Source organism: Streptomyces sp. GESEQ-4 (genome assembly GCF_017948455.1).
Classification (GTDB): domain Bacteria; phylum Actinomycetota; class Actinomycetes; order Streptomycetales; family Streptomycetaceae; genus Streptomyces.
The window spans coordinates 317,590-341,472 of the sequence record NZ_JAFFSU010000006.1 but is presented as its reverse complement, the minus strand read 5'-3'; the positions used below and the strand labels follow the sequence as shown (position 1 = coordinate 341,472).

The window sequence follows — 23,883 nt, the reverse complement described above, 5'->3', positions numbered from 1 at the left end:
GACCATGGAGCCTACGTATCGATCCGACCCGAGGCATAAGGCGCCTCAAGAGACAGGACCCTGCGTGCCCGCGACCCCTAACAATGTGCCCGAGCCGAGCCGTACCGCCCCGGCTCTGATCCGCAATTTCTGCATCATCGCGCACATCGACCACGGCAAGTCCACGCTCGCCGACCGGATGCTCCAGCTGACCGGAGTGGTCGAGCAGCGGCAGATGCGCGCTCAGTACCTCGACCGTATGGACATCGAGCGCGAGCGCGGCATCACGATCAAGTCCCAGGCGGTGCGCCTGCCGTGGGCCCCCACCCATGACAAGAGCAACACGCACATCCTCAACATGATCGACACCCCGGGGCACGTCGACTTCACCTACGAGGTCTCGCGGTCGCTCGCCGCCTGCGAGGGCACCGTCCTCCTCGTCGACGCCGCCCAGGGCATCGAGGCCCAGACCCTCGCCAACCTCTACCTGGCGATGGAGAACGACCTCAAGATCATCCCCGTACTGAACAAGATCGACCTGCCGGCCGCCCAGCCGGAGAAGTTCTCCGAGGAGCTCGCCAACCTCATCGGCTGCCAGCCGGAGGACGTGCTCAAGGTCTCGGCGAAGACCGGCCTGGGCGTGGACGCGCTCCTGGACCGGGTCGTCCGCGACGTCCCGGCGCCGGTCGGCGTCAAGGACGCCCCCGCCCGCGCGATGATCTTCGACTCGGTCTACGACTCCTACCGGGGCGTGGTCACGTACGTCCGCGTCATCGACGGCCAGCTCAACAAGCGTGAGCGCATCAAGATGATGTCGACCGGCGCCACCCACGAGCTCCTCGAGATCGGCGTCTCCTCCCCCGAGATGACGCCCGCCGACGGCATCGGCGTCGGCGAGGTGGGCTACATCATCACCGGCGTGAAGGACGTCCGCCAGTCCAAGGTCGGCGACACCATCACCAGCAAGGACAAGGGCGCCACCGAGGCCCTCGGCGGGTACAAGGACCCCAAGCCGATGGTCTTCTCCGGCCTCTATCCGCTGGACGGCTCGGAGTACCCCGACCTCCGCGAGGCCCTGGACAAGCTCCAGCTCAACGACGCCGCCCTGGTCTACGAGCCGGAGACCTCCGCGGCCCTCGGCTTCGGCTTCCGCGTCGGCTTCCTCGGCCTGCTGCACCTCGACGTCATCCGTGAGCGCCTGGAGCGCGAGTTCAACCTCGAACTCATCGCCACCGCGCCCAACGTGGTCTACCGCGTGATCATGGAGGACGGGAAGGAGCACACGGTCACCAACCCGAGCGAGTTCCCCGAGGGCAAGATCGACAAGGTCTTCGAGCCGGTCGTGAGGGCCACGATCCTCGCTCCCAGCGAGTTCATCGGCTCGATCATGGAGCTCTGCCAGACCCGCCGCGGCACCCTTCTCGGCATGGACTACCTCTCCGAGGACCGCGTGGAGATCCGCTACACGCTTCCCCTCGCCGAGATCGTCTTCGACTTCTTCGACAACCTGAAGTCCAAGACCCGCGGCTACGCCTCTCTGGACTACGAGCCCACCGGCGAGCAGGACGCCTCGCTGGTGAAGGTCGACATCCTGCTGCACGGCGACCGGGTCGACGCCTTCTCCGCCGTCACCCACAAGGACGCCGCGTACGCGTACGGCGTACGGCTCGTCGCCAAGCTGCGCGAGCTCATCCCGCGCCAGGCCTTCGAGATCCCCATCCAGGCCGCCATCGGCTCCCGGGTCATCGCCCGCGAGACCATCCGCGCCATCCGCAAGGACGTCCTCGCCAAGTGCTACGGCGGTGACATCTCCCGTAAGCGGAAGCTGCTGGAGAAGCAGAAGGAGGGCAAGAAGCGGATGAAGATGGTGGGTTCCGTGGAGGTTCCTCAGGAGGCCTTCATCGCCGTTCTGTCCAGCGACGAGAACGCCGGATCGGGCAAGGGCAAGAAATAGCCACCTGTCACCCGCGAAAATCGGGGCTCGTCGCGTCACAGCGCGGCGGGCCCCTGTGCGTGCGTACGGTCGCCCGATCGGGGAAGTGACAGGCCGCAGCCCCTTACGCACCAGCCGGTCGCGCTCTACTCTGATCTCTGCTCGGTAGTTACTCGCGAGTTAAACAACAGATCTGCAACCGCTCGTGAGTGAATCAGCAGCAGTGAAAACAGCCGCAATGAGCCAGCCGCGCAGCCGCGGGCCCCGGAGGATGTCGTGAGCGACACACAGACTTTGATCGAGAACCGTCCGCCGTCCGTGGCGGGCCTCTTCCTGGAGCGCGTGGCCGCCACGCCGGATGCCGAGGCCTACCGCTACCCGGTACCGGCCGCGTCCGGGCAGGGCCCGGACGACTGGAAGTCGCTGACCTGGGCGCAGACCGCCGAGCGGGTCAACGCGATCGCCGCCGGACTGATCGAGCTGGGGGTGCAGTCCGAGCAGCGCGTCGCGCTCGCCTCCGCCACCAGGATCGAGTGGATCCTCGCCGACCTGGGCATCATGTGCGCGGGCGCCGCCACCACCACGGTCTACCCGCAGACCAACGCCGAGGAGTCGGCGTTCATCCTCGCCGACTCCGGCAGCCGGGTACTCATCGCGGAGAACGCCGAGCAGCTGGCCAAGGCGCGGGAGAAGCGCGCCGAGCTGCCCGAGCTCACTCATGTCGTGGTGATCGACCCGGAGGGTGTCGAGACCGGCGACTGGGTGCTCACCCTCGCCGAGCTGGAGAGCCGGGGCGCCGCGTATCTGGAGAAGAACCCCGACGTCGTCAAGGAACGGGTCGGCGCGATCACCAAGGACCAGCTCGCCACCCTCATCTACACCTCCGGCACCACCGGCCGGCCCAAGGGCGTCCGCCTCCCGCACGACAACTGGTCGTACATGGCGAAGGCGATCGCCGCGACCGGGCTGGTCAGCGCCGACGACGTGCAGTATCTGTGGCTGCCGCTCGCGCACGTCTTCGGCAAGGTGCTCACCTCCGGCCATATCGAGGTCGGGCACGTCACGGCGGTCGACGGCCGGGTCGACAAGATCATCGAGAATCTGCCGGTGGTGAAGCCGACGTACATGGCGGCGGTCCCGCGGATCTTCGAGAAGGTCTACAACGGGGTCGTGGCCAAGGCCCGTGCGGGCGGTCCCGCCAAGTACAAGATCTTCCAGTGGGCCGCGGGGGTCGCCCGCGAGTACGCCAAGGTCACCCAGGACAACTTCCGCCGCACCGGCAACCACTCCGCGCCGTTCGGGCTCGCCGCCAAGCACAAGGTCGCCGACGCGCTCGTCTACGCCAAGCTGCGGGAGGCCTTCGGCGGGAATCTGCGGGCCTGTGTCTCCGGCTCGGTCGCCCTGGCGCCGGAGATCGGGTTCTTCTTCGCCGGCGCCGGCATCCACATCCTCGAGGGCTACGGCCTCACCGAGTCCTCCGCGGCGTCCTTCGTGAACCCCGGTGAGGCGTACCGCACCGGCACGGTCGGCAAGCCGCTGCCCGGCACGGAGGTCCGGATCGCCGACGACGGCGAGATCCTGCTGCGTGGCCCCGGCATCATGGAGGGCTACCACGGGCTGCCCGAGAAGACCGCCGAGGTGCTGGAGGCGGACGGCTGGTTCCACACCGGCGACATCGGCGAGCTGTCGCCCGACGGGTACCTGCGGATCACCGACCGCAAGAAGGACCTGTTCAAGACGTCCGGTGGCAAGTACGTCGCGCCGACCGAGGTCGAGGGCAAGTTCAAGGCGGTGTGCCCGTACACCTCGAACATCGTGCTGATCGGCGCGGACCGGAACTTCTGCAGCGCCCTCATCGCCCTCGACGAGCCGTCGATCATGGCCTGGGCGAAGGACAACGGCCTGGAGGGCAAGTCGTACGAGGAGGTCGTCGCCGCGCCCGCCACGGTGGCCCTCATCGACGGGTACGTGAAGGAACTCAACGCAGGGCTTCAGCGGTGGCAGACCGTGAAGCAGTTCCGGCTGCTGCCGCGGGATCTCGACGTCGAGCACGGTGAGCTGACGCCGAGCCTGAAGCTGAAGCGGCCGGTTGTCGAGCGGGAGTACAAGTACCTGATCGAGGAGATGTACGAGGGTTCGCGCGAGGCGTAGGGGGTGGTGGGGGACTGTGTGGCGGCTGCGGGTTCGTCGTGGCTTGTCGCGCAGTTCCCCGCGCCCCTTCAGGTCAGTTCACGCGGCCCTTGTTCACCAGTTGGCGTAGCTCCACCACCTGCCTCAGTAGGCTCGCCTTGTCCGGGGGGCTCTCCCCCGTCAAGTGCTCCTCGAGTACGGCCAGTCGTGTGCCCATTTCTCCGCTCAGCCTCTCCAACTGCCGGTTCTTGCGGTGCAGTTCCAGGAAGACGCTCACCTTCGCCCGTAGGACCCAGGGGTCGAACGGCTTCGTCAGGTAGTCCGCGGCGCCGGTCGCGTAGCCGCGGAAGGCGTAGCCGGAGTCGTCCTCCGCGCCGGTGAGGAAGATGATGGGGACGTCCTTGGTCTGGTCGAGCCGCTTGATGTTCGCGGCGGTCTCGAAGCCGTCCATGCCCGGCATACGGACGTCGAGAAGGACGAGGGCGAACTGCTGCCGCAGCAGTGCCTTCATCGCTTCCTCGCCCGAACGTGCCCGCACGAGCGGTTCGTTGAGGGACCCCAGGACGGCCTCAAGCGCTATCAGGTTGTCCTCCATGTCGTCCACCAGGAGGATGTTCGCGCGCTCGCCGGTCGTTGCCTCAGCGCTCATGATGACTGTGCCTCACTCAGTGGTCGGCGGAACCGCAGCCTCACCTGCCGGGTCCGGTTCCGGTACTGCTGTCTCCGTGTCGCTGTCGGTGTGCTGCGCGTCCGCGCCCTCCGGATCGAGGAGGGCGCAGACGACGGTCAGCAGCTGGTCGACGTCGACGGGCTTGGGTACGTAGCCGTTGGCGCCCCGGGCGATGGACTTCTCGCGGTCTCCCGGCATCGCCTTCGCGGTCAGCGCGACGATGGGCAGGCCCGTCCAGCGGGGGGTGCTGCGGATGACGGCGATGGTCTCGTAGCCGTCCATCTCCGGCATCATGATGTCCATCAGGACGAGTTCGACGTCCGGGTTGCGCTCCAGGGTCTCGATGCCCTCGCGGCCGTTCTCCGCGTACAGCACCGGCATCCCGACCCGGCCCAGGACATGGGTGAGGGCGAAGACGTTGCGGATGTCGTCGTCCACGATCAACACCCGCCGTCCGGGCAGGACCTGACCCGCGCGACCGGATTTCCACTCCTCCAGTTTGGTGGGTGCCGGCCAGCTGTCGTCGGGCTCGTGCGCGGTGTACGGCTCGGCCGACAGCTGCTCGGGCACCGGCAGCGGGCGCTGCTCGGGGACCGGGCCGGTCGCCGAGTGACCGGGGCTGACGACCGGGACGTACAAGGTGAAGGTGGACCCCTTGCCGGGTTCGCTCTCGGCGGCGATACGGCCGCCCAGCAGGCCGGCGATCTCCCGGCTGATCGACAGTCCCAGTCCCGTGCCGCCGTACTTGCGGTTGGTCGTGCCGTCGGCCTGCTGGAACGCCTCGAAGATCACCGGGAGTTTCTCCGGCGCGATGCCGATGCCGGTGTCCGAGACGGCGAAGGCGATCACCTCGTCGGTGTCGCGGACGTAGTGGTGCTGGGGGTCCTTGACCCGGCTGACGCGGAGTTCGACCCGGCCGTTCGCGGTGAACTTGATCGCGTTGGAGAGCAGGTTGCGCAGGATCTGCTGCAGCCGCTGCTCGTCCGAGTACATCTCGCGCGGCACGTCCTCACCGACCGCCACCTCGAAGGCGAGCCCCCGGTCGATGGTGAGCGGGCGGAAGGTGGCGTGGACGTAGTCGAGGAGCTTGATGAGGGGGAGCTTCTTCGGGCGTACGTCCATCCTGCCCGCCTCGATCTTCGACAGGTCCAGGATGTCGTTGATCAGCTGGAGCAGGTCCGAGCCCGAGCGGTGGATCGTCGTCGCGAACTGGACTTCCTGGTCGGAGAGATGGCCGTCCGGGTTGTCCGACAGCAGCCTCGCCAGGATCAGCAGGGAGTTCAGCGGGGTGCGCAGTTCGTGCGACATGTTGGCCAGGAACTCCGACTTGTACTGCGAGGACGTGGCCAGCAGGGCGGCCTTCTCCTCCAGTTCGGCGTTCGAGCGCTGCAACTCGGCCTGCTGCTCCTGGAGTTCGTCCGAGCGTTCCTGGAGCTGCATCGCGAGGCGCTGGGACTCGCCGAGCAGGGACTCGGTGCGGGAGTTGGCGATGATGGTGTTGATGGCGACGCCGATGGTGTTCACGAACTGGTCGAAGAACGCCAGGTGGACGTCGGAGAAGCGGGAGAACGAGGCCAGCTCGATCACGCCGAGGAGTTTGTCCTCGAACGGGATCGGGATGATGACCACGCTGGTGGGCGCCGCCTCGCCGAGCCCGCTGTTGATCTTGATGTAGTCCGGCGGGGCCTCCTCCACCAGGATCCGCTTCTTCTCGCGGGCCGCCTGCCGGACCAGGCCGTGGGTGGGCAGGCCGCCGGTCTCCACGGTCGCGCCCTGTGCCGCGCCGTATCCGGCGATGAACGCGAGGCCCTTCGACGGGACGGTGGTGCGCAGCGCGGCGCCGTCCTCGTCCGGATCGGCCAGGTAGAAGGCGCCGTACTGGGCGTTCACCAGCGGGGTCAGCTCGCGCAGGATCAGGTCGGCGACCTCCATCAGATCGCGGTGGCCCTGCATCAGGGCGGCGAGACGGGCCAGGTTGGACTCCAGCCAGTCCTTGGCCCGGGTGGTCTCACGGAGGTTGGCCACCATCAGGTTGATGTTGTCCTTCAGCTCGGCGACCTCGCCCTGGGTCTCCACGGTGATCGAGCGGGACATGTCGCCCTGGGCCACCGCGGAGGCGACCTCGGCGATGGCGCGGACCTGGGTGGTCAGGTTCGAGGCGAGTTCGTTCACGTTCGTCGTCAGGCGCTTCCAGGTGCCGTACACGCCCTCCACCCGTGCCTGGCCGCCGAGTTGGCCCTCGGAGCCGACCTCGCGGGCCACCCGGGTGACTTCGGAGGAGAAGGAGGACAGCGTGTCCACCATGGTGTTGATGGTGGTCTTCAGCTCCAGGATCTCGCCGCGCGCGTCCACGTCGATCTTCTTCGACAGGTCGCCCTGCGCCACGGCCGTCGCCACCTGGGCGATATTGCGGACCTGCGAAGTGAGGTTGTCCGCCATGTAGTTGACGTTGTCCGTCAGGTCCTTCCAGACGCCGGAGACGCCCAGTACCTGCGCGCGTCCGCCGAGCCGGCCGTCGGTGCCGACCTCGCGGGCCACCCGGGTGACCTCGTCGGCGAAGGCGCGCAGCTGGTCCACCATCGTGTTGACGGTGTCCTTCAGTTCGAGGATCTCGCCGCGGGCGTCGACGGTGATCTTCTTCGACAGGTCGCCGTTGGCGACGGCGGTGGTCACCTGGGCGATGTTGCGGACCTGCGACGTCAGGTTCAGCGCCATGAAGTTGACGTTGTCGGTGAGGTCCTTCCAGACGCCGCTGACACCCCGCACCTGCGCCTGCCCGCCCAGGTTTCCCTCGGTGCCGACCTCGCGGGCGACGCGGGTGACCTCGTCGGCGAAGGCGGAGAGCTGGTCGACCATGGTGTTGAAGGTGGTCTTGAGCTCCAGGATCTCGCCCTTGGCCTCGACCGTGATCTTCTTGGACAGGTCGCCCTGGGCGACGGCCGTGGACACCAGCGCGATGTTGCGGACCTGCGAAGTGAGGTTGTCCGCCATGAAGTTGACGTTCTCGGTGAGGTCCTTCCAGACGCCGCTCACGCCCCGCACCTGAGCCCGGCCCCCGAGGTCTCCCTCGGTGCCGACCTCGCGGGCGACGCGGGTGACCTCGTCGGCGAACGCGGACAGCTGGTCCACCATCGTGTTCACCGTCGACTTCAGCTCCAGGATCTCGCCGCGCGCGTCCACGGTGATCTTCTGGCTCAGATCGCCGTTGGCGACGGCGGTGGTGACCTGGGCGATGTTGCGGACCTGGGAGGTCAGGTTCGAGGCCATGAAGTTGACGTTGTCGGTGAGGTCCTTCCAGACCCCGGACACGCCCCGCACCTGCGCCCGCCCGCCCAACTGCCCTTCCGTGCCGACCTCGCGGGCCACCCGGGTCACCTCGTCGGCGAACGCGGAGAGCTGGTCGACCATCGTGTTCACGGTGAGCTTCAGCTCCAGCAGCTCACCGGTCGCCTCCACCGTGACCGTGCGGGTCAGATCGCCGCGGGCCACCGCCGTGGTCACCAGGGCGATGTCGCGCACCTGAGCGGTGAGCCGGGACGCCATCGTGTTGACCGCCTCGGTGACATCCCGCCAACTGCCCGACAGGCCCGTCACCTTGGCCCGGCCGCCGAGCCGTCCCTCCGTGCCGACCTCACGGGCGACCCGGGTCACCTCGCCGGTGAACAGGGAGAGCTGGTCCACCATCTTGTTCACGGCACGCCCGAGGTGCCGCAGGTCCCCGCGCAACTGCCTGCTGCCGTCGTGCAGATCGACCCGCTGGGTCAGATCGCCCCCTGCCACGGCATCGAGCACGCGCGTGGCGTTCGCGGCCGGGGCGACCAGGGCGTCGAGCAGCTGGTTCACCTCGTTGACACGGGACGTCCAGTCGCCCTGGCCGGGGCTGGCCGAGAGGCGTTCGTCGAGCCGGCCGTGCCGGATCAGCTCGCGTCGTACGCGCTGCACCTCCGTGTTGAAGTGGTTGCTGCGGTCCATGATCTGGTTGAAGACGGCGGCGAGTTCGGCCACCAGGCCGTTGCCGTCGTCATGACCCGGTCCATGGCCGGATTCCGGCACCCTGGAGAAGTCTCCGTCGCGGGCCGCGGTCATCGCGGCGAGCAGAGGGCGCAAATCCGATGCCCGAATGTGTCCGTCTTCGAGCACACGCGTAGCAGTGTTCTCACTCATGGCGGCCCACTTCGGTAACTCGGCGCTTATGGGCGTGGCCAGTCTGTCACTCTGTCCGCATCGACCGAGGCTATTCGTCCGATCTGCTCGGGGAGCTGGACATGGGGGCCATTCCGATGCAACGGGAGACCGATCCCCGTGCCTGTGGTGCACCTGCGCACGAGAGCGGGCACCGGAGCGCGGAGGTGAATACGACCCTCTGCGGAAGCCCCCTCGCGCCCGGAGCCGCCCGCGCACTTCTGCACTCCGCACTCGCCGAATGGACCGAACTGGGCCTGCCCGGCACCGAACACGTCACGCAGCGGCTCGCCGACGACGCGGTGGTGGTCGTCAGCGAACTCGTCACCAACGCCGTCATCCACGCGGGCACCGACGTCGGGCTGGTGTGCCGGCTGGAAGCGCCGGCCGGCGACCTGGTCGTCGAGGTCACCGACCAGCACCCCTCGCGCGCCCCGCGCGACAGCGACAGCGAACCGCCGTACGAGACACCGGAGTACGGCCGCGGCCTGCGCCTCGTCGCCACGCTCGCGGAGGACTGGGGCGTCACCTACCGCCGGGGCGCCAAGACACTGTGGGCGCGACTGCCCGCCGAGGCGCCCGGCGCGTACGCCGGGGATTGCAGCCTCCGCGTCGCCGACTTCCTCGCCCCCGAACCGCAGCAGGCCGAGCGGGACCGCGATTGGCTCAACCGGGGCGCCCTGTCCTTCCTCGCCGAGGCCTCCGACCTGCTCGCCGGACAGCTCGACGAGGATCTCGTCGCCGCGCTCACCGGACAGCTGATCGTGCCGCGCCTCGCCGAGTGGTGCGCGGTGTGGCTGGAGGACGAGGTCATGGGCCGCGGAGTCTGGTCCGAGGGCGTCGCCGGCACCGGGCCCCGGCTCGCCCGCGTCTGGCACAGCAGCGAGAACCGCATCGAGGAGCTGCGCCAGGCCCTGGAGAAGGACCCGCCGCGCGCCCCCGACCCGGTCCGCTCGGGCCCGGTCCCCTACCCCTGGCCCGGCGACGCCCTCGGCCCGCGCGCGGAGCACGGTTCGGCACTGGCGTACCGGCTGATCGCGGGCGGCCGTCCGCTGGGCACGCTCGTCATCGGGCGGTCCGGGCTGTTCCGCTTCCCCGACGAGATCACCGGGCTGGTCGAGGATCTCGGCCGCCGGGTGGCGCTCGCCATCGGCACGGCCCGCCAGTACGCCCGCCAGGCCACCATCAGCGCCGTACTCCAGCGCGGACTGCTGCCCGGCGCGGTCGCCGAGATCCCCGGCGTGCACAGCGCCCTCGTCTACGAGCCCTGCGACAAGGGCGGACCCAGCGGCGACTTCTACGACCTCTTCCCGGCCGGCGACGGCCGCTGGTGCTTCGCGCTCGGCGACGTACAGGGCAAGGGCCCCGAGGCCGCCGTGGTGATCGGTCTGGCCCGCCCGTGGCTGCGGCTGCTGGCCCGCGAGGGCTACCGCGTCGCCGACGTCCTCGACCGTCTCAACCAGCTCCTCCTCGACGACGCCACCGAGGCCGCGGACGCGGCGGCGCGCGTGCTGGTCGCGGCGGGCGGCCGGCCGGACGACGGCCCGCAGACCCGCTTCCTCTCCCTCCTCTACGGCGAGCTGGCGCCCTTCGACGGCGGCGTACGCTGCACGCTCGCATCCGCGGGCCACCCGCTGCCCCTCCTGCTCGGCCCGGACGGTTCCGTCCGCACGGCCGCCCGCCCGCAGACCCTCCTCGGCGTCGTCGAGGACGAGACGTACACCAGCGAAACCTTTGAGCTGGGCCCCGGCGACACGCTGCTGTGCGTGACGGACGGGGTGACGGAGCGGCGCTCCGGCTCCCGCCAGTTCGATGACGGCGACGGGCTGGCTCAGGCGCTGGCGGGGTGCGAAGGGCTCAGCGCGGAGCTGATCGCGGAACGGATCCGCAGGCTGGTGCACGAGTTCGGCGGGCGGCCGCCGGAGGACGACCTGGCGCTGCTGGTGCTGCAGGCGGAGTGATCCGTACGGGTGCTGGACAATGGAAGGCATGCCTTCCGCACTCCCCGACGGCGAGCCCGTCCCCGACGACGGCGCGCTCCCCGCCCCCGCGCTCGCCGACGCCGCCGCCCGCCCCCTCGGGTTCTATCTGCACGTCCCGTACTGCGCCACCCGCTGCGGCTACTGCGACTTCAACACCTACACCGCGACCGAGCTGCGCGGCACGGGCGGCGTGCTGGCGTCCCGTGACAACTACGCGGACACGCTGATCGACGAGGTCCGCCTGGCCCGCAAGGTCCTCGGCGACGACCCGCGCGCCGTGCGGACGGTCTTCGTCGGAGGCGGTACGCCGACCCTGCTGGCCGCGGACGATCTCGTCCGCATGCTGGGCGCGATCCGCGACGAGTTCGGCCTGGCACCCGACGCCGAGATCACGACCGAGGCGAACCCCGAGTCGGTGGACCCGGCCTACCTGGCCACGCTCCGGGAGGGCGGCTTCAACCGGGTGTCCTTCGGCATGCAGAGCGCGAAGCAGCACGTCTTGCGCGTGCTGGACCGCACGCACACGCCGGGACGCCCCGAGGCCTGCGTCGCGGAGGCCCGGGCGGCGGGCTTCGAGCACGTCAACCTGGATCTGATCTACGGCACGCCGGGGGAGTCGGACGACGACTGGCGGGCCTCCCTGGAGTCGGCGATCGGCGCCGGTCCCGACCACGTCTCGGCCTACGCCCTGATCGTCGAGGAGGGCACACAACTGGCCCGGCGCATCCGCCGCGGCGAGGTTCCGATGACCGACGACGACGTCCACGCCGACCGGTATCTGATCGCGGAGTCGGTGCTGTCGGGAGCCGGCTTCGACTGGTACGAGGTGTCGAACTGGGCGACGTCGGACGCGGGGCGGTGCCTGCACAACGAGCTGTACTGGCGAGGCGCCGACTGGTGGGGCGCCGGACCGGGAGCGCACTCGCACGTGGGCGGCGTGCGGTGGTGGAACGTGAAGCACCCGGGGGCTTACGCGGCGGCGCTGGCGGAGGGGCGGTCGCCGGGGGCCGGGCGCGAGCTCCTGTCGGAGGAGGACAGGAGGGTCGAGCGGATCCTGCTGGAGCTGCGGCTTCGGGAGGGCGTACCGCTGGCCCTGCTCCGGGAGGAGGGCCTCAAGGCCTCTCGGCGGGCGCTGGGAGAGGGGCTGCTGCAGGAGGGGCCGTACGAGGAGGGGCGTGCAGTGCTGACGCTTCGGGGACGGTTGCTGGCGGACGCGGTGGTGCGGGACCTGGTGGACTGAAGCGAAGCCGCCCTTACGCCGGTGATGTGACGAAGTCGATCAGCTCCTCCACCCGCCCCAGCAACTCCGGCTCCAGGTCCCGATAGGACCGCACCCGCCCCAGAATCCCCTGCCAGGCCGCACCGGTGTTTTCCGGCCACCCCAGCGCCCGGCACACCCCCGTCTTCCAGTCCTGGCCGTGCGGAATCCGTGGCCACCCCGCGATCCCCAGTGACGACGGCTTCACGGCCTCCCAGATGTCGATGTAGGGGTGGCCGACCACCAGAGCGTGCTCACTCGGCACCGCCTGCGCGATGCGCCACTCCTTCGTGCCCGGCACCAAGTGGTCGACCAGGACCCCCAGCCGTGCGTCCGGGCCCGGTGCGAATTCGGCCACGATGGAGGGCAGATCGTCGATGCCTTCCAGGTACTCCACGACGACGCCCTCGATGCGGAGGTCGTCGCCCCAGACCTTCTCGACGAGTTCCGCGTCGTGCCGGCCCTCGACGTAGATGCGCCCGGCGCGGGCGACGCGGGCGCGGGCGCCGGGGACGGCGACGGAGCCGGATGCGGTACGGGTGGGACGTACCGGACCGGCGGCAGGCTTGACCAGGGTCACCACTCGGCCCTCCAGGAGGAAACCCCGCGGTTCCAGGGGAAAGACGCGGTGCTTGCCGAAGCGGTCCTCCAGGGTCACCGTGCCCGCCTCGCAGCGGATCACCGCGCCGCAGAAGCCGGTGCCGGGTTCCTCGACGACCAGGCCGGGGTCCGCCGGGACCTCGGGGACGGGCTTGGGCTTCTTCCACGGCGGGGTCAGGTCCGAAGAGTACTGGCGCATTCGGATGACGATAGGAGAAGCCGGAGGGGCGTGGTCACGACACGCCGAATCGGCGCGCGAGCGCGTTCCGCTGCGCGCGGACGAACTCCGCGTCCACCACCGCTCCGTGACCGGGCACATACAGCGCGTCCTCGCCGCCCAGGTCCAGCAGACGATCAAGTGCCGCGGGCCAGTGGGTCGGTACGGCGTCGGCGCCCGCCTGCGGCTCCCCCGACTCCTCGACCAGATCGCCGCAGAACACGACCTCCGGATCGCCGGGGACCAGGACCGCGAGGTCATGGGCGGTGTGGCCAGGACCCACGTTGGCGAGGAGGACCTGCCGGCCGCCGCCCAGGTCGAGGGTCCACTCGCCGGAGACGTGATGGCGGGGCGGTGTGAGGGACGCCACCGCCTCGTCCGCCGGGCCGGCGTCCAGACCGTGGCGTACGGCGTCCGTACGCAGCTCCTCGCGCCCGGTGTGCGAGTACGCCGTGTCGATGCCCACCGCGCCGTACAACTCCGCGCCCGCGAAGGCCCCCGCCCCGAAGACGTGATCGAAGTGCGGGTGGGTGAGCGCGAGATGAGTCACACGGTGACCGGCGAGCTCCTGCGCCCCCGCACGCACGCGTGCGCCCTCCGCGAGGCTCGACCCGGCGTCGATCACCAGGGCCGCGCCGGCCCCGACGACCAGCCCCACCGTGCAGTCCCAGACCGGCAGCCGGCACCGCCCCACCCCGGCCGCCAGCCGCTCCCACCCCAGCTCTTCCCAAGTCACGCTCATACGGCGACGCTAGCCGTACGACCCCGTCCTTGCCCCGTGAGTACCCGACCGCCGTACACTGGGCCGGGGAACTCTGGCACTCGGAAGCGAAGAGTGCCAGGCGAGGCGCCGAGAGGACGACTTCTGGAGGTGTGCGCGAGATGCTGAGTGAACGCAGGCTTCAGGTGCTGCGCGCCATCGTCCAGGACTACGTCGGCACGGAGGAGCCGGTCGGCTCCAAGGCGCTCACCGAGCGGCACAACCTCGGTGTCTCCCCGGCGACCGTGCGCAACGACATGGCGGTCCTGGAGGATGAGGGGTTCATCGCCCAGCCGCACACCAGCGCCGGGCGCATCCCCACGGACAAGGGGTACCGCCTCTTCGTCGACAAGCTGGCCGGCGTCAAGCCGATGAGCGCGCCCGAGCGGCGGGCGATTCAGAACTTCCTCGACGGGGCCGTCGATCTCGACGATGTGGTGGCGCGGACCGTGCGGCTGCTCGCGCAGCTGACCCGGCAGGTCGCCGTCGTGCAGTACCCCTCGCTCACCCGCTCCACCGTGCGGCACGTGGAACTGCTCTCGCTCGCTCCCGCGCGCGTGATGCTCGTGCTGATCACGGACACCGGACGGGTCGAGCAGCGGATGATCGACTGTCCGGCGCCGTTCGGCGAGGCCTCTCTCGCCGATCTGCGCGCGCGGCTCAACAGCCGGGTCGCCGGACGCCGGTTCACCGATGTCCCGCTGTTGGTCGAGGACCTGCCCGAGGGCTTCGACCACGAGGACCGCGGCACGGTCTCGACGGTGCTCTCCACACTTCTGGAGACCCTCGTCGAGGAGAACGAAGAGCGGCTGATGATCGGCGGCACCGCCAATCTGACCCGCTTCGGGCATGACTTTCCCCTCACGATCCGGCCGGTGCTCGAGGCGCTTGAGGAGCAGGTCGTGCTCCTCAAGTTGCTTGGTGAGGCCGGGGATTCGGGCATGACCGTACGCATCGGTCATGAGAACGCCTACGAGGGACTCAACTCCACGTCTGTCGTGTCGGTCGGCTACGGTTCGGGCGGCGAGGCAGTCGCCAAGCTCGGCGTGGTCGGACCGACCCGCATGGATTACCCAGGAACGATGGGAGCGGTACGCGCAGTGGCACGGTACGTCGGACAGATCCTGGCGGAGTCGTAAGTGGCCACGGACTACTACGCCGTTCTCGGCGTGCGCCGCGACGCGTCGCAGGAAGAGATCAAGAAGGCCTTCCGGCGGCTCGCACGCGAGCTGCACCCGGACGTCAATCCGGATCCGAAGACCCAGGAGCGGTTCAAGGAGATCAACGCCGCTTACGAGGTGCTGTCGGACCCGCAGAAGAAGCAGGTCTACGACCTCGGCGGCGACCCGCTGTCCCAGGCCGGCGGCGCCGGTGGCGCGGGCGGCTTCGGCGCGGGCGGCTTCGGGAACTTCTCGGACATCATGGACGCGTTCTTCGGTACGGCGTCCCAGCGGGGCCCGCGGTCGCGTACGCGGCGCGGCCAGGACGCGATGATCCGGCTGGACGTCGAGCTGGACGAGGCGGCCTTCGGCACGACCAAGGACCTCCAGGTCGACACGGCGATCGTCTGCTCGACCTGCAGTGGCGAGGGGGCCGCGCCGGGGACGAGTGCCCAGACGTGTGACATGTGCCGCGGTCGCGGTGAGGTGTCGCAGGTCACCCGGTCCTTCCTGGGCCAGGTCATGACGTCCCGGCCCTGCCCCCAGTGCCAGGGCTTCGGCACGGTCGTGCCGACGCCGTGCCCGGAGTGCGCCGGTGACGGCCGGGTCCGCTCCCGTCGCACCCTCACGGTCAAGATCCCGGCCGGTGTCGACAACGGCACGCGGATCCAGCTCGCGGGTGAGGGCGAGGTCGGCCCCGGTGGCGGTCCCGCCGGTGACCTGTACGTCGAGATCCATGAGCTGCCGCACGCGCAGTTCCAGCGGCGCGGCGACGACCTGCACTGCACGGTCACGCTGCCGATGACGGCGGCGGCGCTCGGCACCAAGGTCCCGCTGGAGACGCTGGACGGCCTGGAAGAGGTCGACATCCGCCCGGGCACCCAGTCCGGCCAGTCGATCCCGCTGCACAGCCGCGGCGTCACCCACCTCCGCGGCGGCGGCCGCGGCGACCTCATCGTCCACGTCGAGGTCCAGACCCCGAACAAACTCGACCCCGAGCAGGAACGCCTCCTGCGAGAGCTGGCCAAGCTACGCGGCGAGGAACGGCCTACGGGGCAGTTCCAGCCGGGGCAGCAGGGGTTGTTCTCGAGGCTGAAGGATGCGTTCAACGGGCGCTGAGGGGTTTCTCGCCCCCGCCGCCCTTACCCGTCCCATCCCTGGGGGCTGCCGCCCCCAGACCCCCGCTTCGGCCTGAACGGCCTCGTCCTCAAACGCCGGACGGGCTGTTTGCGCCTGGCCTATGCCGGAGGTCAGGCTCGATTCGGACTTGTTCGGAGGACGTGACAACATGCCGTCATGTCCTCCGCACTGACCGATCTCTTCCCTCATCCGATCGTGCAGGCCCCCATGGCGGGCGGAGTCTCCGTCCCGCATCTCGCTGCGGCCGTGTCCGAGGCCGGCGGGCTCGGGTTTCTGGCTGCCGGGTACAAGACCGCCGACGGCATGTACCAGGAGATCAAACAGCTGCGGGGCATCACGAGCCGCCCGTTCGGCGTGAACCTGTTCATGCCGCAGCCGGAGTACGCCGATGCCGCCGCCGTGGACGTCTACGCCCATCAGCTCGCCGGTGAGGCCGCCTGGTACGGGACCGAGCTCGGCGACCCCGACAGCGGTCGCGACGACGGCTACGACGCCAAGCTCGCCGTCCTGCTCGACAACCCGGTGCCGGTGGTCTCGTTCCACTTCGGCGTGCCCAGCCGGGACGTACTGGACTCGCTGCGCCGCGTCGGCACCTTCACGCTGGTCACCGCGACCACCGCCGAGGAGGCCCTCGCCGTGCAGCGGGCCGGTGCTGACGGAGTGATCGTGCAGGGCGTCGAGGCGGGCGGCCATCAGGGCACGCACCGGGACGTCCAGGAGACGGACGGCGGCGGCATCGGCCTGCTGTCGCTGATCGCGCAGGTCCGCGAGACCGTGTCGCTCCCGCTCGTCGCCGCGGGCGGCCTCATGCGCGGCAGCCAGATCGCCGCCGCCCTCGCCGCGGGCGCCAGTGCGGCCCAGCTCGGCACGGCGTTCCTCGCCACCCCCGAGTCCGGCGCCAACGCCCTGCACAAGCAGGCGCTCACCAACCCCCTCTTCGTCCGTACGGAGTTGACGCGCGCGTTCTCCGGCCGCCCGGCCCGCGGCCTGGTCAACCGCTTCCTGCGCGAGCACGGCCCGTACGCGCCCGCCGCCTACCCGGAGGTCCACCACCTCACCTCGCCGCTGCGCAAGGCGGCGGCCAAGGCGGGCGACGCGCAGGGCATGGCGCTGTGGGCGGGACAGGGCCACCGGATGGCCCGCGAACTGCCCGCCGGACAACTGGTCGAGGTGCTGGCCGCGGAGATCGCCGCAGCGAAGACAGCGTTGTCGGCCGCTCCGTCCATGGGCGGCGGTGCCTGATGACCGCCCCCGTCTTCGTGGTCGAGCACTTCGACGCGGACAGCGGCGGACGGTACGTCCTCGACGGCCCCGAGGGGCGGCACGCGGTCTCGGTGAAGCGGCTGCGGCCCGGCGAGGACGTGGTGCTCACCGACGGGGCGGGCCGCTGGGCGGAGTGCGTGGTGCTGGACACCGAGGGCAAGGACCGCCTCATCGTCCGGCTCGACTCGGTGGCCGAGCAGCCGCAGCCAGAACCCCGCATCACGATCGTCCAGGCCCTCCCCAAGGGCGACCGCGGCGAACTCGCCGTCGAGACGATGACCGAGGTCGGCGTGGACGCGATCGTGCCGTGGGCCGCCTCCCGCTGCATCACCCAGTGGAAAGGCGACCGCGGACTGAAGGCGCTGGCCAAGTGGCGGGCCACGGCGCGCGAGGCCGGCAAGCAGTCCCGCCGGGTGCGGTTCCCCGACGTCGCGGACGCCGCGACCTCCAAGCAGGTCGCGGCACTTCTCGCGAAGGCCGACTTCGCCGCCGTACTGCACGAAAGCGGTACGGAACCAATCGCCGGTGCCGAACTGCCCGCCGAGGGTGAGATCGTGCTGGTCGTCGGGCCCGAAGGGGGCGTCTCTCCCGAGGAGTTGACACTGTTTGCTCAGGCCGGTGCGCGGGCGTACCGGCTCGGGCCCAGTGTGCTGCGTACCTCCACCGCCGGTACCGCGGCGGCGGCGCTTCTTCTCGGCCGCACCGGCCGGTGGTCCTGAACACCCGGGAGTGGTCATGGAACTCGCTCAAGTACGGCTGCTCGTCACCGACTTCGCCGCCTGCTACCGCTTCTACTCCGAGGTCCTCGGCCTCAAGCCGCAGTCGGGGGCGACGGAGGGGCCGTACGAGAAGTTCAGTCCCGCGACCGGCTCCGCGGGGATCGCGCTGCAGGACCGGGCGATGATGGCGGAGATGCTGGGGGAGTTGGGGGACGCGGCCACTGGTCATCGTTCGCTGGTTGTGCTGCGCGTCGATGACCTGGATGCGTATTGCGAGCAGGTCGCTGGGCGTGGTGCCGAGTTGCTGCACGGGCCGACTCATATGGCGGCGCGTATGCGTGTCGCGCATCTCAAGGATCCGGAAGGCAACTTGGTCGAGCTCCAAGAGTGGTTGCTGCTGCGTACGTGACGCTCCGCGGGGAGGGCGGTATTCAATCCGCGGGCCGGTGGGGGCTTGTCGCGCAGTTCCCCGCGCCCCTTTCGGGGCGCCCCAGCTGGGCGGCGCTTGATTGTGACGGGAGAGGGCCCTGAGTGGCCGTATGCGCTCTTCCGTGTCGGGCGGGACAGTGGGAGGCTGCCGTCCATGGGGGCATTGCGGTGGATTTGGGATCGCCCGCGCGGGACGCGGATCGTTGCCGTGGTCGGAGTCGTCGGGGTGGTCGTCGGCTGTGATCCGGCCGGGCTGAGTTCGGCGACGGTGGCGTATACGACCGACCAGACCGTCACCAAGGAGCTGGAGCGGCGGAACGCGAAGGTGAGCTGGCTCAGTTGTACGGCGTCCTTCGGTGATGGCAACAAGGCCTCCGCGTCGGGGAGTTCGAGCCCGAGCGAGAACGCCGTCGCCGACGTCGAGTGCAAGGGCCGTACCGACCAGGGGCAGGACATCACCGTCACCGGCAAGGTGACGCGCGCGGTCAACGGCAAGTGTGTACGGGGAGACCTCACCGCCAAGATCGACGGCAAGGAGTGGTTCCACGTCGAGGGGCTCGGCGACTGCGACGCGGCGAGCACCCCGCCGGTCAATGATCCGCAGCGGCCCGGGGCCACGGTGACGGTCACCGAGACGAAGACGCTGTGGTGCAAGGAGCAGCCGAACTGCTGGCCCGAGGGCAAGTGAGCCGTGGTCCACGCGGACCGGGCAAGTGATCCAAAGGCCTGTCCAGCGGCGCCGCGCCTGCATAGGGTGATCGGGTGACAGAGCCCGCTTCCGCCGCGTATCTCCGCTTCCCGCACCTGCACGGTGACCTGGTCGCCTTCACCGCCGAGGACGACGTCTGGCTCGCGCCTCTCGACGGCGGCCGGGCCTGGCGGGTCAGCGCCGACAATGTGCCGGTCACCCTGCCGCGCATCTCGCCCGATGGTACGACGGTGGCGTGGACCTCCACCCGCGACGGCGCCCCCGAGGTGCACATCGCCCCCGTCGACGGCGGTCCCGCCAAGCGCCTGACGCACTGGGGCAGTTCACGCACCCAGGTGCGCGGCTGGACCCCCGACGGCCAGGTCCTCGCCATCACGACCTACGGCCAGGCCAACCTCCGCCGCAGCTGGGCCCACGCCGTCCCGCTCGACGGCGGACCGTCGACCGTCCTGCCGTACGGCTGGGTCGGCCACGTCGCCTACGGCCCCAGCGCGGTACTGCTCTCCTCGCCGATGGGGCGGGAGGCGGCGTGGTGGAAGCGGTACCGGGGCGGTACGGCGGGCAAGTTGTGGATCGACCGTGGCGCCGAAGGTGAAGAAGGTGCCGGGGAGTTCGTACGGCTGCATGAGGAACTGGACGGCAACATCGAGTACCCCGTGTGGGCGGGGGAGCGGATCGCGTTCCTGTCCGACCACGAAGGGGTCGGTGCGCTGTACTCCTCCCTCGGTGACGGTTCGGATCTACGGCGGCACACTCCCGTCGACGGCTTCTACGCCCGGCACGCCTCCGGCGACGGCACCCGCGTCGTCTACTCCTGTGCCGGTGAACTCTGGATCCTGGACGACCTCGACGGCGCCGAGCCGCGCAGGCTCGACATCCGGCTCGGCGGGCAGCGCACCGACCGGCAGCCGTACCCGGTGAACCCAGCCCGCTGGTTCGGGTCGGCGTCCCCCGACCACACCGCGCGCGGCAGCGCGGTCGCGGTGCGCGGTGCCGTGCACTGGGTCACCCACCGCTCGGGACCGGCCCGCGCGCTCGCTGCCCAGCCCGGCGTACGGGCCCGGCTGCCGCGCACGTTCCGTGCGGAGGGCGAGGAGTGGGTGGTGTGGGTGACGGACGCCGAGGGAGACGACGCCCTGGAGTTCGCGCCGGCGACCGGTCTGGCGCCGGGCGCGACTCCGCGCCGGCTCGCCGCCGGGCAGCTCGGCCGCGTGCTCGCGCTCGCGATGGCGCCCGACGGCAGCAGGGCCGCCGTGGCCTCGCACGACGGACGCGTGTTGCTCGTCGAGCGCGAGACCGGCGAGGTGCGCGAGGTCGACCGGAGCGAGGACGGAGACGCCTCCGGCCTGGTCTTCTCGCCCGACTCGGCATGGCTGGCCTGGTCGCACCCCGGCCCGCGCCCCCTGTGCCACCTCAAACTCGCCAACACCACCGACCTGTCGGTCACCGAGGCGACCCCGCTGCGCTTCCAGGACTACGCGCCCGCGTTCACTCTCGACGGCAAGCACCTCGCCTTCCTGTCGACGCGCGCCTTCGACCCGGTCTACGACGAGCACGTCTTCGACCTGGCCTTCGTCGTCGGCTCACGCCCGCACCTGATCACGCTGGCCGCGACGACCCCGTCCCCGTTCGGCCCGCAGCGGCACGGCCGCCCCTTCGACGCGCCGGACAAGGACGAGACCCCGGACAGCGAGGGCGCCCCGACCACCCGCGTCGACCTGGAGGGACTCGCCGACCGGATCGTGCCGTTCCCCGTCGAGGCCGCCCGCTACTCCGGGCTGCGCGCCGCGAAGGACGGCGTGCTGTGGCTGCGCCACCCGGTGCGCGGGGCGCTGGGCGCCACCCGGGCCAACCCGGACGACCCCGACCCCAAGTCGGAGCTGGAGCGGTACGACCTCGTCCAGCGGCGCGTGGAGCATCTCGCGGACGACGCCGACCACTTCCGGGTCAGCGGCGACGGCAAGCGGGTCCTGCTGTGGACCGACGGCCGGCTCAAGGTCGTCCCCAGCGACCGGCGGGCCGCGAACGACGACGAGAGCGACACCAACATCACCGTCGACCTCGGCCGGATCCGCCAGACCGTCGACCCGGCGGCCGAGTGGCGGCAGATGTACGAGGAGAACGGCCGCATCATGCGGGACAACTTCTGGCGTCCCGACCTGGGCGGCACGGACTGGAACGGCGTCCTCGACCGCTACCGCCCGCTCCTCGACCGCGTCGCCACCCACGACGACCTCGTGGACCTGTTGTGGGAGGTGCACGGCGAGCTGGGCACCTCGCACGCGTACGTCATACCGCGCGGCGGCCACGGCAGTGGGGACCGGCAGGGGCTGCTCGGCGCGGACATCTCCCGGCATGCGGACGGAAGCTGGCGCATCGACCGGATCCTGCCCTCCGAGACGTCCGACCCGGATGCCCGTGCGCCTTTGGCTGCGCCTGGTGTGGCTGTGCGCGCGGGCGACGCGATCGTGGCGGTGAACGGCGTCCCGGTCGACCCGGTGACCGGACCCGGCCCCCTCCTCGTCGGTACGGCGGGCAAGCCGGTCGAGCTGACGGTGTCGCCCTCCGGCGGCGGCGAGCCCCGGCACGCCGTCGTCGTCCCCGTCGCCGACGAGGAGCCGCTGCGCTACCACGCCTGGGTCGCCGACCGGCGGGCCTACGTCCACGAACGCTCCGGCGGCCGTCTCGGCTACCTCCACGTCCCCGACATGCAGGCGCCGGGCTGGGCCCAGATCCACCGCGACCTGCGCGTGGAAGTCGCCAGGGAAGGGCTCGTCGTCGACGTCCGGGAGAACCGGGGCGGCCACACGTCCCAGCTCGTCATCGAGAAGCTGGCCCGCCGCATCGTCGGCTGGGCCTCGCCGCGCGGCATGCGGCCGTACAGCTATCCCGAGGACGCCCCCCGCGGTCCCGTCGTCGCCGTCGCCAACGAGTTCTCCGGGTCCGACGGGGACATCGTCAACGCGGCGATCAAGGCGCTGGGGATCGGGCCGGTCGTCGGCACGCGTACGTGGGGCGGCGTGATCGGCATCGACAACCGGTACCGGCTGGTCGACGGCACGCTCGTCACTCAGCCCAAGTACGCGTTCTGGCTCGAGAACTACGGCTGGGGTGTGGAGAACCACGGGGTGGATCCGGATGTGGAGGTCGTGCAGCGACCGCAGGATTACGCGGCGGGGAGGGACGTCCAGCTGGACGAGGCGGTGAGGCTGGCGTTGGCCGCGTTGGAGGAGACGCCGGCGAAGGTGCCGCCGAGTCTGCCGTGACCCTGCCGGGGGCTGGGCGGGGGTGGGTCGCGCGGCCCGGCGCTGACGGGGTGCCGCCTGCGCCCACCCGTGCCGCCCCAGGCGGCACGCATGCCCGCAGCCCCGCGCCCCGAAGGGGCGCGGGGAACTGCGCGACCAGCCACGAAGCACTCGCAGCCGACGACGATACGATGCGAGCTGTAAACGGCCCAAACTCGGAGGGAACCGCATGGCAGGGGAACCGCAGGACGACTGTCTGTTCTGCAAGATCGTCGAGGGGCATATCCCGGCGACGATCGTCCGAGAGTCGGAGACCACCGTCGCGTTCCGGGACATCAACCCCCAGGCGCCCACCCACGTCCTGGTGATCCCGAGGGCGCACTACCCCAGCGCCGCCGAGCTGGCAGCCGCGGAACCCATGATCGCCGCCGACGTACTCCGCGAAGCGCACGCCGTCGCCGACGAGGACAAGCTGGAGAGCTACCGCATCGTCTTCAACACGGGAGCCGGCGCCGGCCAGACCGTCTTCCACGCGCACGCCCACGTCATGGGCGGTCGCGGCATGCAGTGGCCGCCCGGGTAACTCACCGTGTCCGTACGTGAATTGGTGGTCCTCGGCACAGCCAGCCAGGTCCCGACCCGGCACCGCAACCACAACGGCTATCTGCTCCGCTGGGACGGCGAGGGCATCCTGTTCGACCCGGGCGAGGGCACCCAGCGCCAGATGCTGCGTGCCGGGGCCGCCGCGCACGACCTGAACCGGATCTGCGTCACCCACTTCCACGGGGATCACTCCCTGGGCCTCGCCGGTGTCATCCAGCGCATCAACCTCGACCAGGTGCCGCACGAGATCACCGCCCACTACCCGAAGTCGGGCCAGCGCTTCTTCGACCGGCTGCGGTACGCCACCGCCTACCGGGAGACGGTCCAGCTCACCCAGGCACCCGTGACCGCCGACGGGGCGCTCGCCACCACCCCCGCCTACACCCTGGAAGCCCGCAAGCTCTCCCACCCCGTCGAGTCGTACGGCTACCGCCTCGTCGAGCCCGACGGGCGGCGGATGCTCCCCGAACGGCTCGCCGCGCAGGGCATCAAGGGCCCGGACGTGGGCCGCATCCAGCGCGAGGGCGCCCTCGGCGGCGTCACGCTGGAGGACGTCAGCGAGGTCCGGCGCGGACAGCGGTTCGCGTTCGTCATGGACACCCGGCTGTGCGACGGGGCATACGCCCTCGCCGAGGGCTGCGACATGCTCGTCATCGAGTCCACGTTCCTCGACGAGGACGAGCAACTCGCCGTAGAACACGGTCATTTGACGGCCGGTCAGGCGGCACGGGTGGCGAAGGAAGGCGGCGTACGGCATCTCGTGCTCACCCACTTCAGTCAGCGGTACACCGAGCCCGACGAGTTCGAGCGGCAGGCGCGGGCCGCCGGGTTCGAGGGGGAGCTGACCGTGGCGCACGATCTGCTGAGGGTGCCGGTTCCGAAACGGCGGTAAAACGCCCGTACG

General features: G+C 70.4%; 17 protein-coding genes. 13 read left to right on the top strand and 4 right to left on the bottom strand.

What is annotated here, in order from left to right; translation table 11 throughout:
- Positions 1-64 precede the first annotated feature (64 nt).
- Positions 65-1,933: a translation elongation factor 4 gene (gene lepA, locus KCH48_RS15380; protein WP_210574512.1), complete on the top strand. Its 1,869-nt coding sequence runs from the start codon at positions 65-67 to the stop codon at positions 1,931-1,933.
- 255 nt (positions 1,934-2,188) lie between these two features.
- Positions 2,189-4,063, top strand: coding sequence for a long-chain fatty acid--CoA ligase (locus KCH48_RS15375; protein WP_210574510.1), 1,875 nt, complete (start codon positions 2,189-2,191; stop codon positions 4,061-4,063).
- Between the two features lie 73 nt (positions 4,064-4,136).
- On the opposite strand, the gene KCH48_RS15370 is transcribed toward KCH48_RS15375, so the two are convergent.
- Together KCH48_RS15370 and KCH48_RS15365 are read right to left on the bottom strand one after the other, a co-directional pair.
- A complete protein-coding gene (locus tag KCH48_RS15370) occupies positions 4,137-4,691 on the bottom strand; it encodes a two-component system response regulator (protein WP_210574507.1) in 555 nt (184 codons plus the stop codon).
- A 12-nt stretch (positions 4,692-4,703) separates the two neighbouring features.
- Entirely contained in the window at positions 4,704-8,876 is a 4,173-nt protein-coding gene (locus KCH48_RS15365) for a HAMP domain-containing protein (protein ID WP_210574505.1), read from the bottom strand.
- A 101-nt stretch (positions 8,877-8,977) separates the two neighbouring features.
- Here KCH48_RS15365 and KCH48_RS15360 point away from each other — a divergent pair, with 101 nt between their 5' ends.
- Together KCH48_RS15360 and hemW are read left to right on the top strand one after the other, a co-directional pair.
- The gene (locus KCH48_RS15360) at positions 8,978-10,855 is read left to right on the top strand and encodes a SpoIIE family protein phosphatase (RefSeq protein WP_210574504.1); all 1,878 of its coding nucleotides are present in this window, start codon (positions 8,978-8,980) and stop codon (positions 10,853-10,855) included.
- A 28-nt stretch (positions 10,856-10,883) separates the two neighbouring features.
- Positions 10,884-12,116 (top strand): radical SAM family heme chaperone HemW, encoded by a 1,233-nt coding sequence (gene hemW, locus KCH48_RS15355; protein ID WP_210574502.1) that lies wholly within the window; start codon positions 10,884-10,886, stop codon positions 12,114-12,116.
- A gap of 13 nt (positions 12,117-12,129) precedes the next feature.
- On the opposite strand, the gene KCH48_RS15350 is transcribed toward hemW, so the two are convergent.
- Both KCH48_RS15350 and KCH48_RS15345 read right to left on the bottom strand, forming a co-directional pair.
- Positions 12,130-12,933 carry a DUF3097 domain-containing protein gene (locus tag KCH48_RS15350; protein WP_210574501.1) on the bottom strand — a complete coding sequence of 268 codons (804 nt, stop codon included), beginning with the start codon at positions 12,931-12,933 and terminating at the stop codon, positions 12,130-12,132.
- A 34-nt stretch (positions 12,934-12,967) separates the two neighbouring features.
- Entirely contained in the window at positions 12,968-13,693 is a 726-nt protein-coding gene (locus tag KCH48_RS15345) for an MBL fold metallo-hydrolase (RefSeq protein ID WP_210574500.1), read from the bottom strand.
- 140 nt (positions 13,694-13,833) lie between these two features.
- Here KCH48_RS15345 and hrcA point away from each other — a divergent pair, with 140 nt between their 5' ends.
- From hrcA to KCH48_RS15300, 9 genes are all read left to right on the top strand, one after another.
- Positions 13,834-14,850, top strand: a complete 1,017-nt coding sequence (gene hrcA / locus KCH48_RS15340; RefSeq protein ID WP_210574499.1) for a heat-inducible transcriptional repressor HrcA — start codon at positions 13,834-13,836, stop codon at positions 14,848-14,850.
- Positions 14,851-15,990, top strand: a complete 1,140-nt coding sequence (dnaJ, locus tag KCH48_RS15335; protein ID WP_210574498.1) for a molecular chaperone DnaJ — start codon at positions 14,851-14,853, stop codon at positions 15,988-15,990.
- 177 nt (positions 15,991-16,167) lie between these two features.
- On the top strand, positions 16,168-17,253 hold the full coding sequence (locus tag KCH48_RS15330) for a nitronate monooxygenase (RefSeq protein ID WP_210574496.1): 1,086 nt from the start codon (positions 16,168-16,170) through the stop codon (positions 17,251-17,253).
- Positions 17,253-17,993 (top strand): 16S rRNA (uracil(1498)-N(3))-methyltransferase, encoded by a 741-nt coding sequence (locus tag KCH48_RS15325; RefSeq protein ID WP_210574494.1) that lies wholly within the window; start codon positions 17,253-17,255, stop codon positions 17,991-17,993. Before KCH48_RS15330 ends, KCH48_RS15325 begins: the two co-directional genes overlap by 1 nt.
- 16 nt (positions 17,994-18,009) lie before the next feature.
- Positions 18,010-18,402, top strand: coding sequence for a VOC family protein (locus tag KCH48_RS15320; RefSeq protein WP_210574492.1), 393 nt, complete (start codon positions 18,010-18,012; stop codon positions 18,400-18,402).
- Positions 18,403-18,576: 174 nt separating this feature from the next.
- The gene (locus KCH48_RS15315) at positions 18,577-19,110 is read left to right on the top strand and encodes a hypothetical protein (protein WP_210574491.1); all 534 of its coding nucleotides are present in this window, start codon (positions 18,577-18,579) and stop codon (positions 19,108-19,110) included.
- Between the two features lie 74 nt (positions 19,111-19,184).
- Positions 19,185-22,397 (top strand): S41 family peptidase, encoded by a 3,213-nt coding sequence (locus KCH48_RS15310; protein WP_210574490.1) that lies wholly within the window; start codon positions 19,185-19,187, stop codon positions 22,395-22,397.
- Between the two features lie 208 nt (positions 22,398-22,605).
- Positions 22,606-22,959 (top strand): histidine triad nucleotide-binding protein, encoded by a 354-nt coding sequence (locus KCH48_RS15305; RefSeq protein ID WP_210574489.1) that lies wholly within the window; start codon positions 22,606-22,608, stop codon positions 22,957-22,959.
- Positions 22,960-22,965: 6 nt separating this feature from the next.
- Positions 22,966-23,871: a ribonuclease Z gene (locus KCH48_RS15300; RefSeq protein ID WP_210574488.1), complete on the top strand. Its 906-nt coding sequence runs from the start codon at positions 22,966-22,968 to the stop codon at positions 23,869-23,871.
- Positions 23,872-23,883 lie beyond the last annotated feature (12 nt).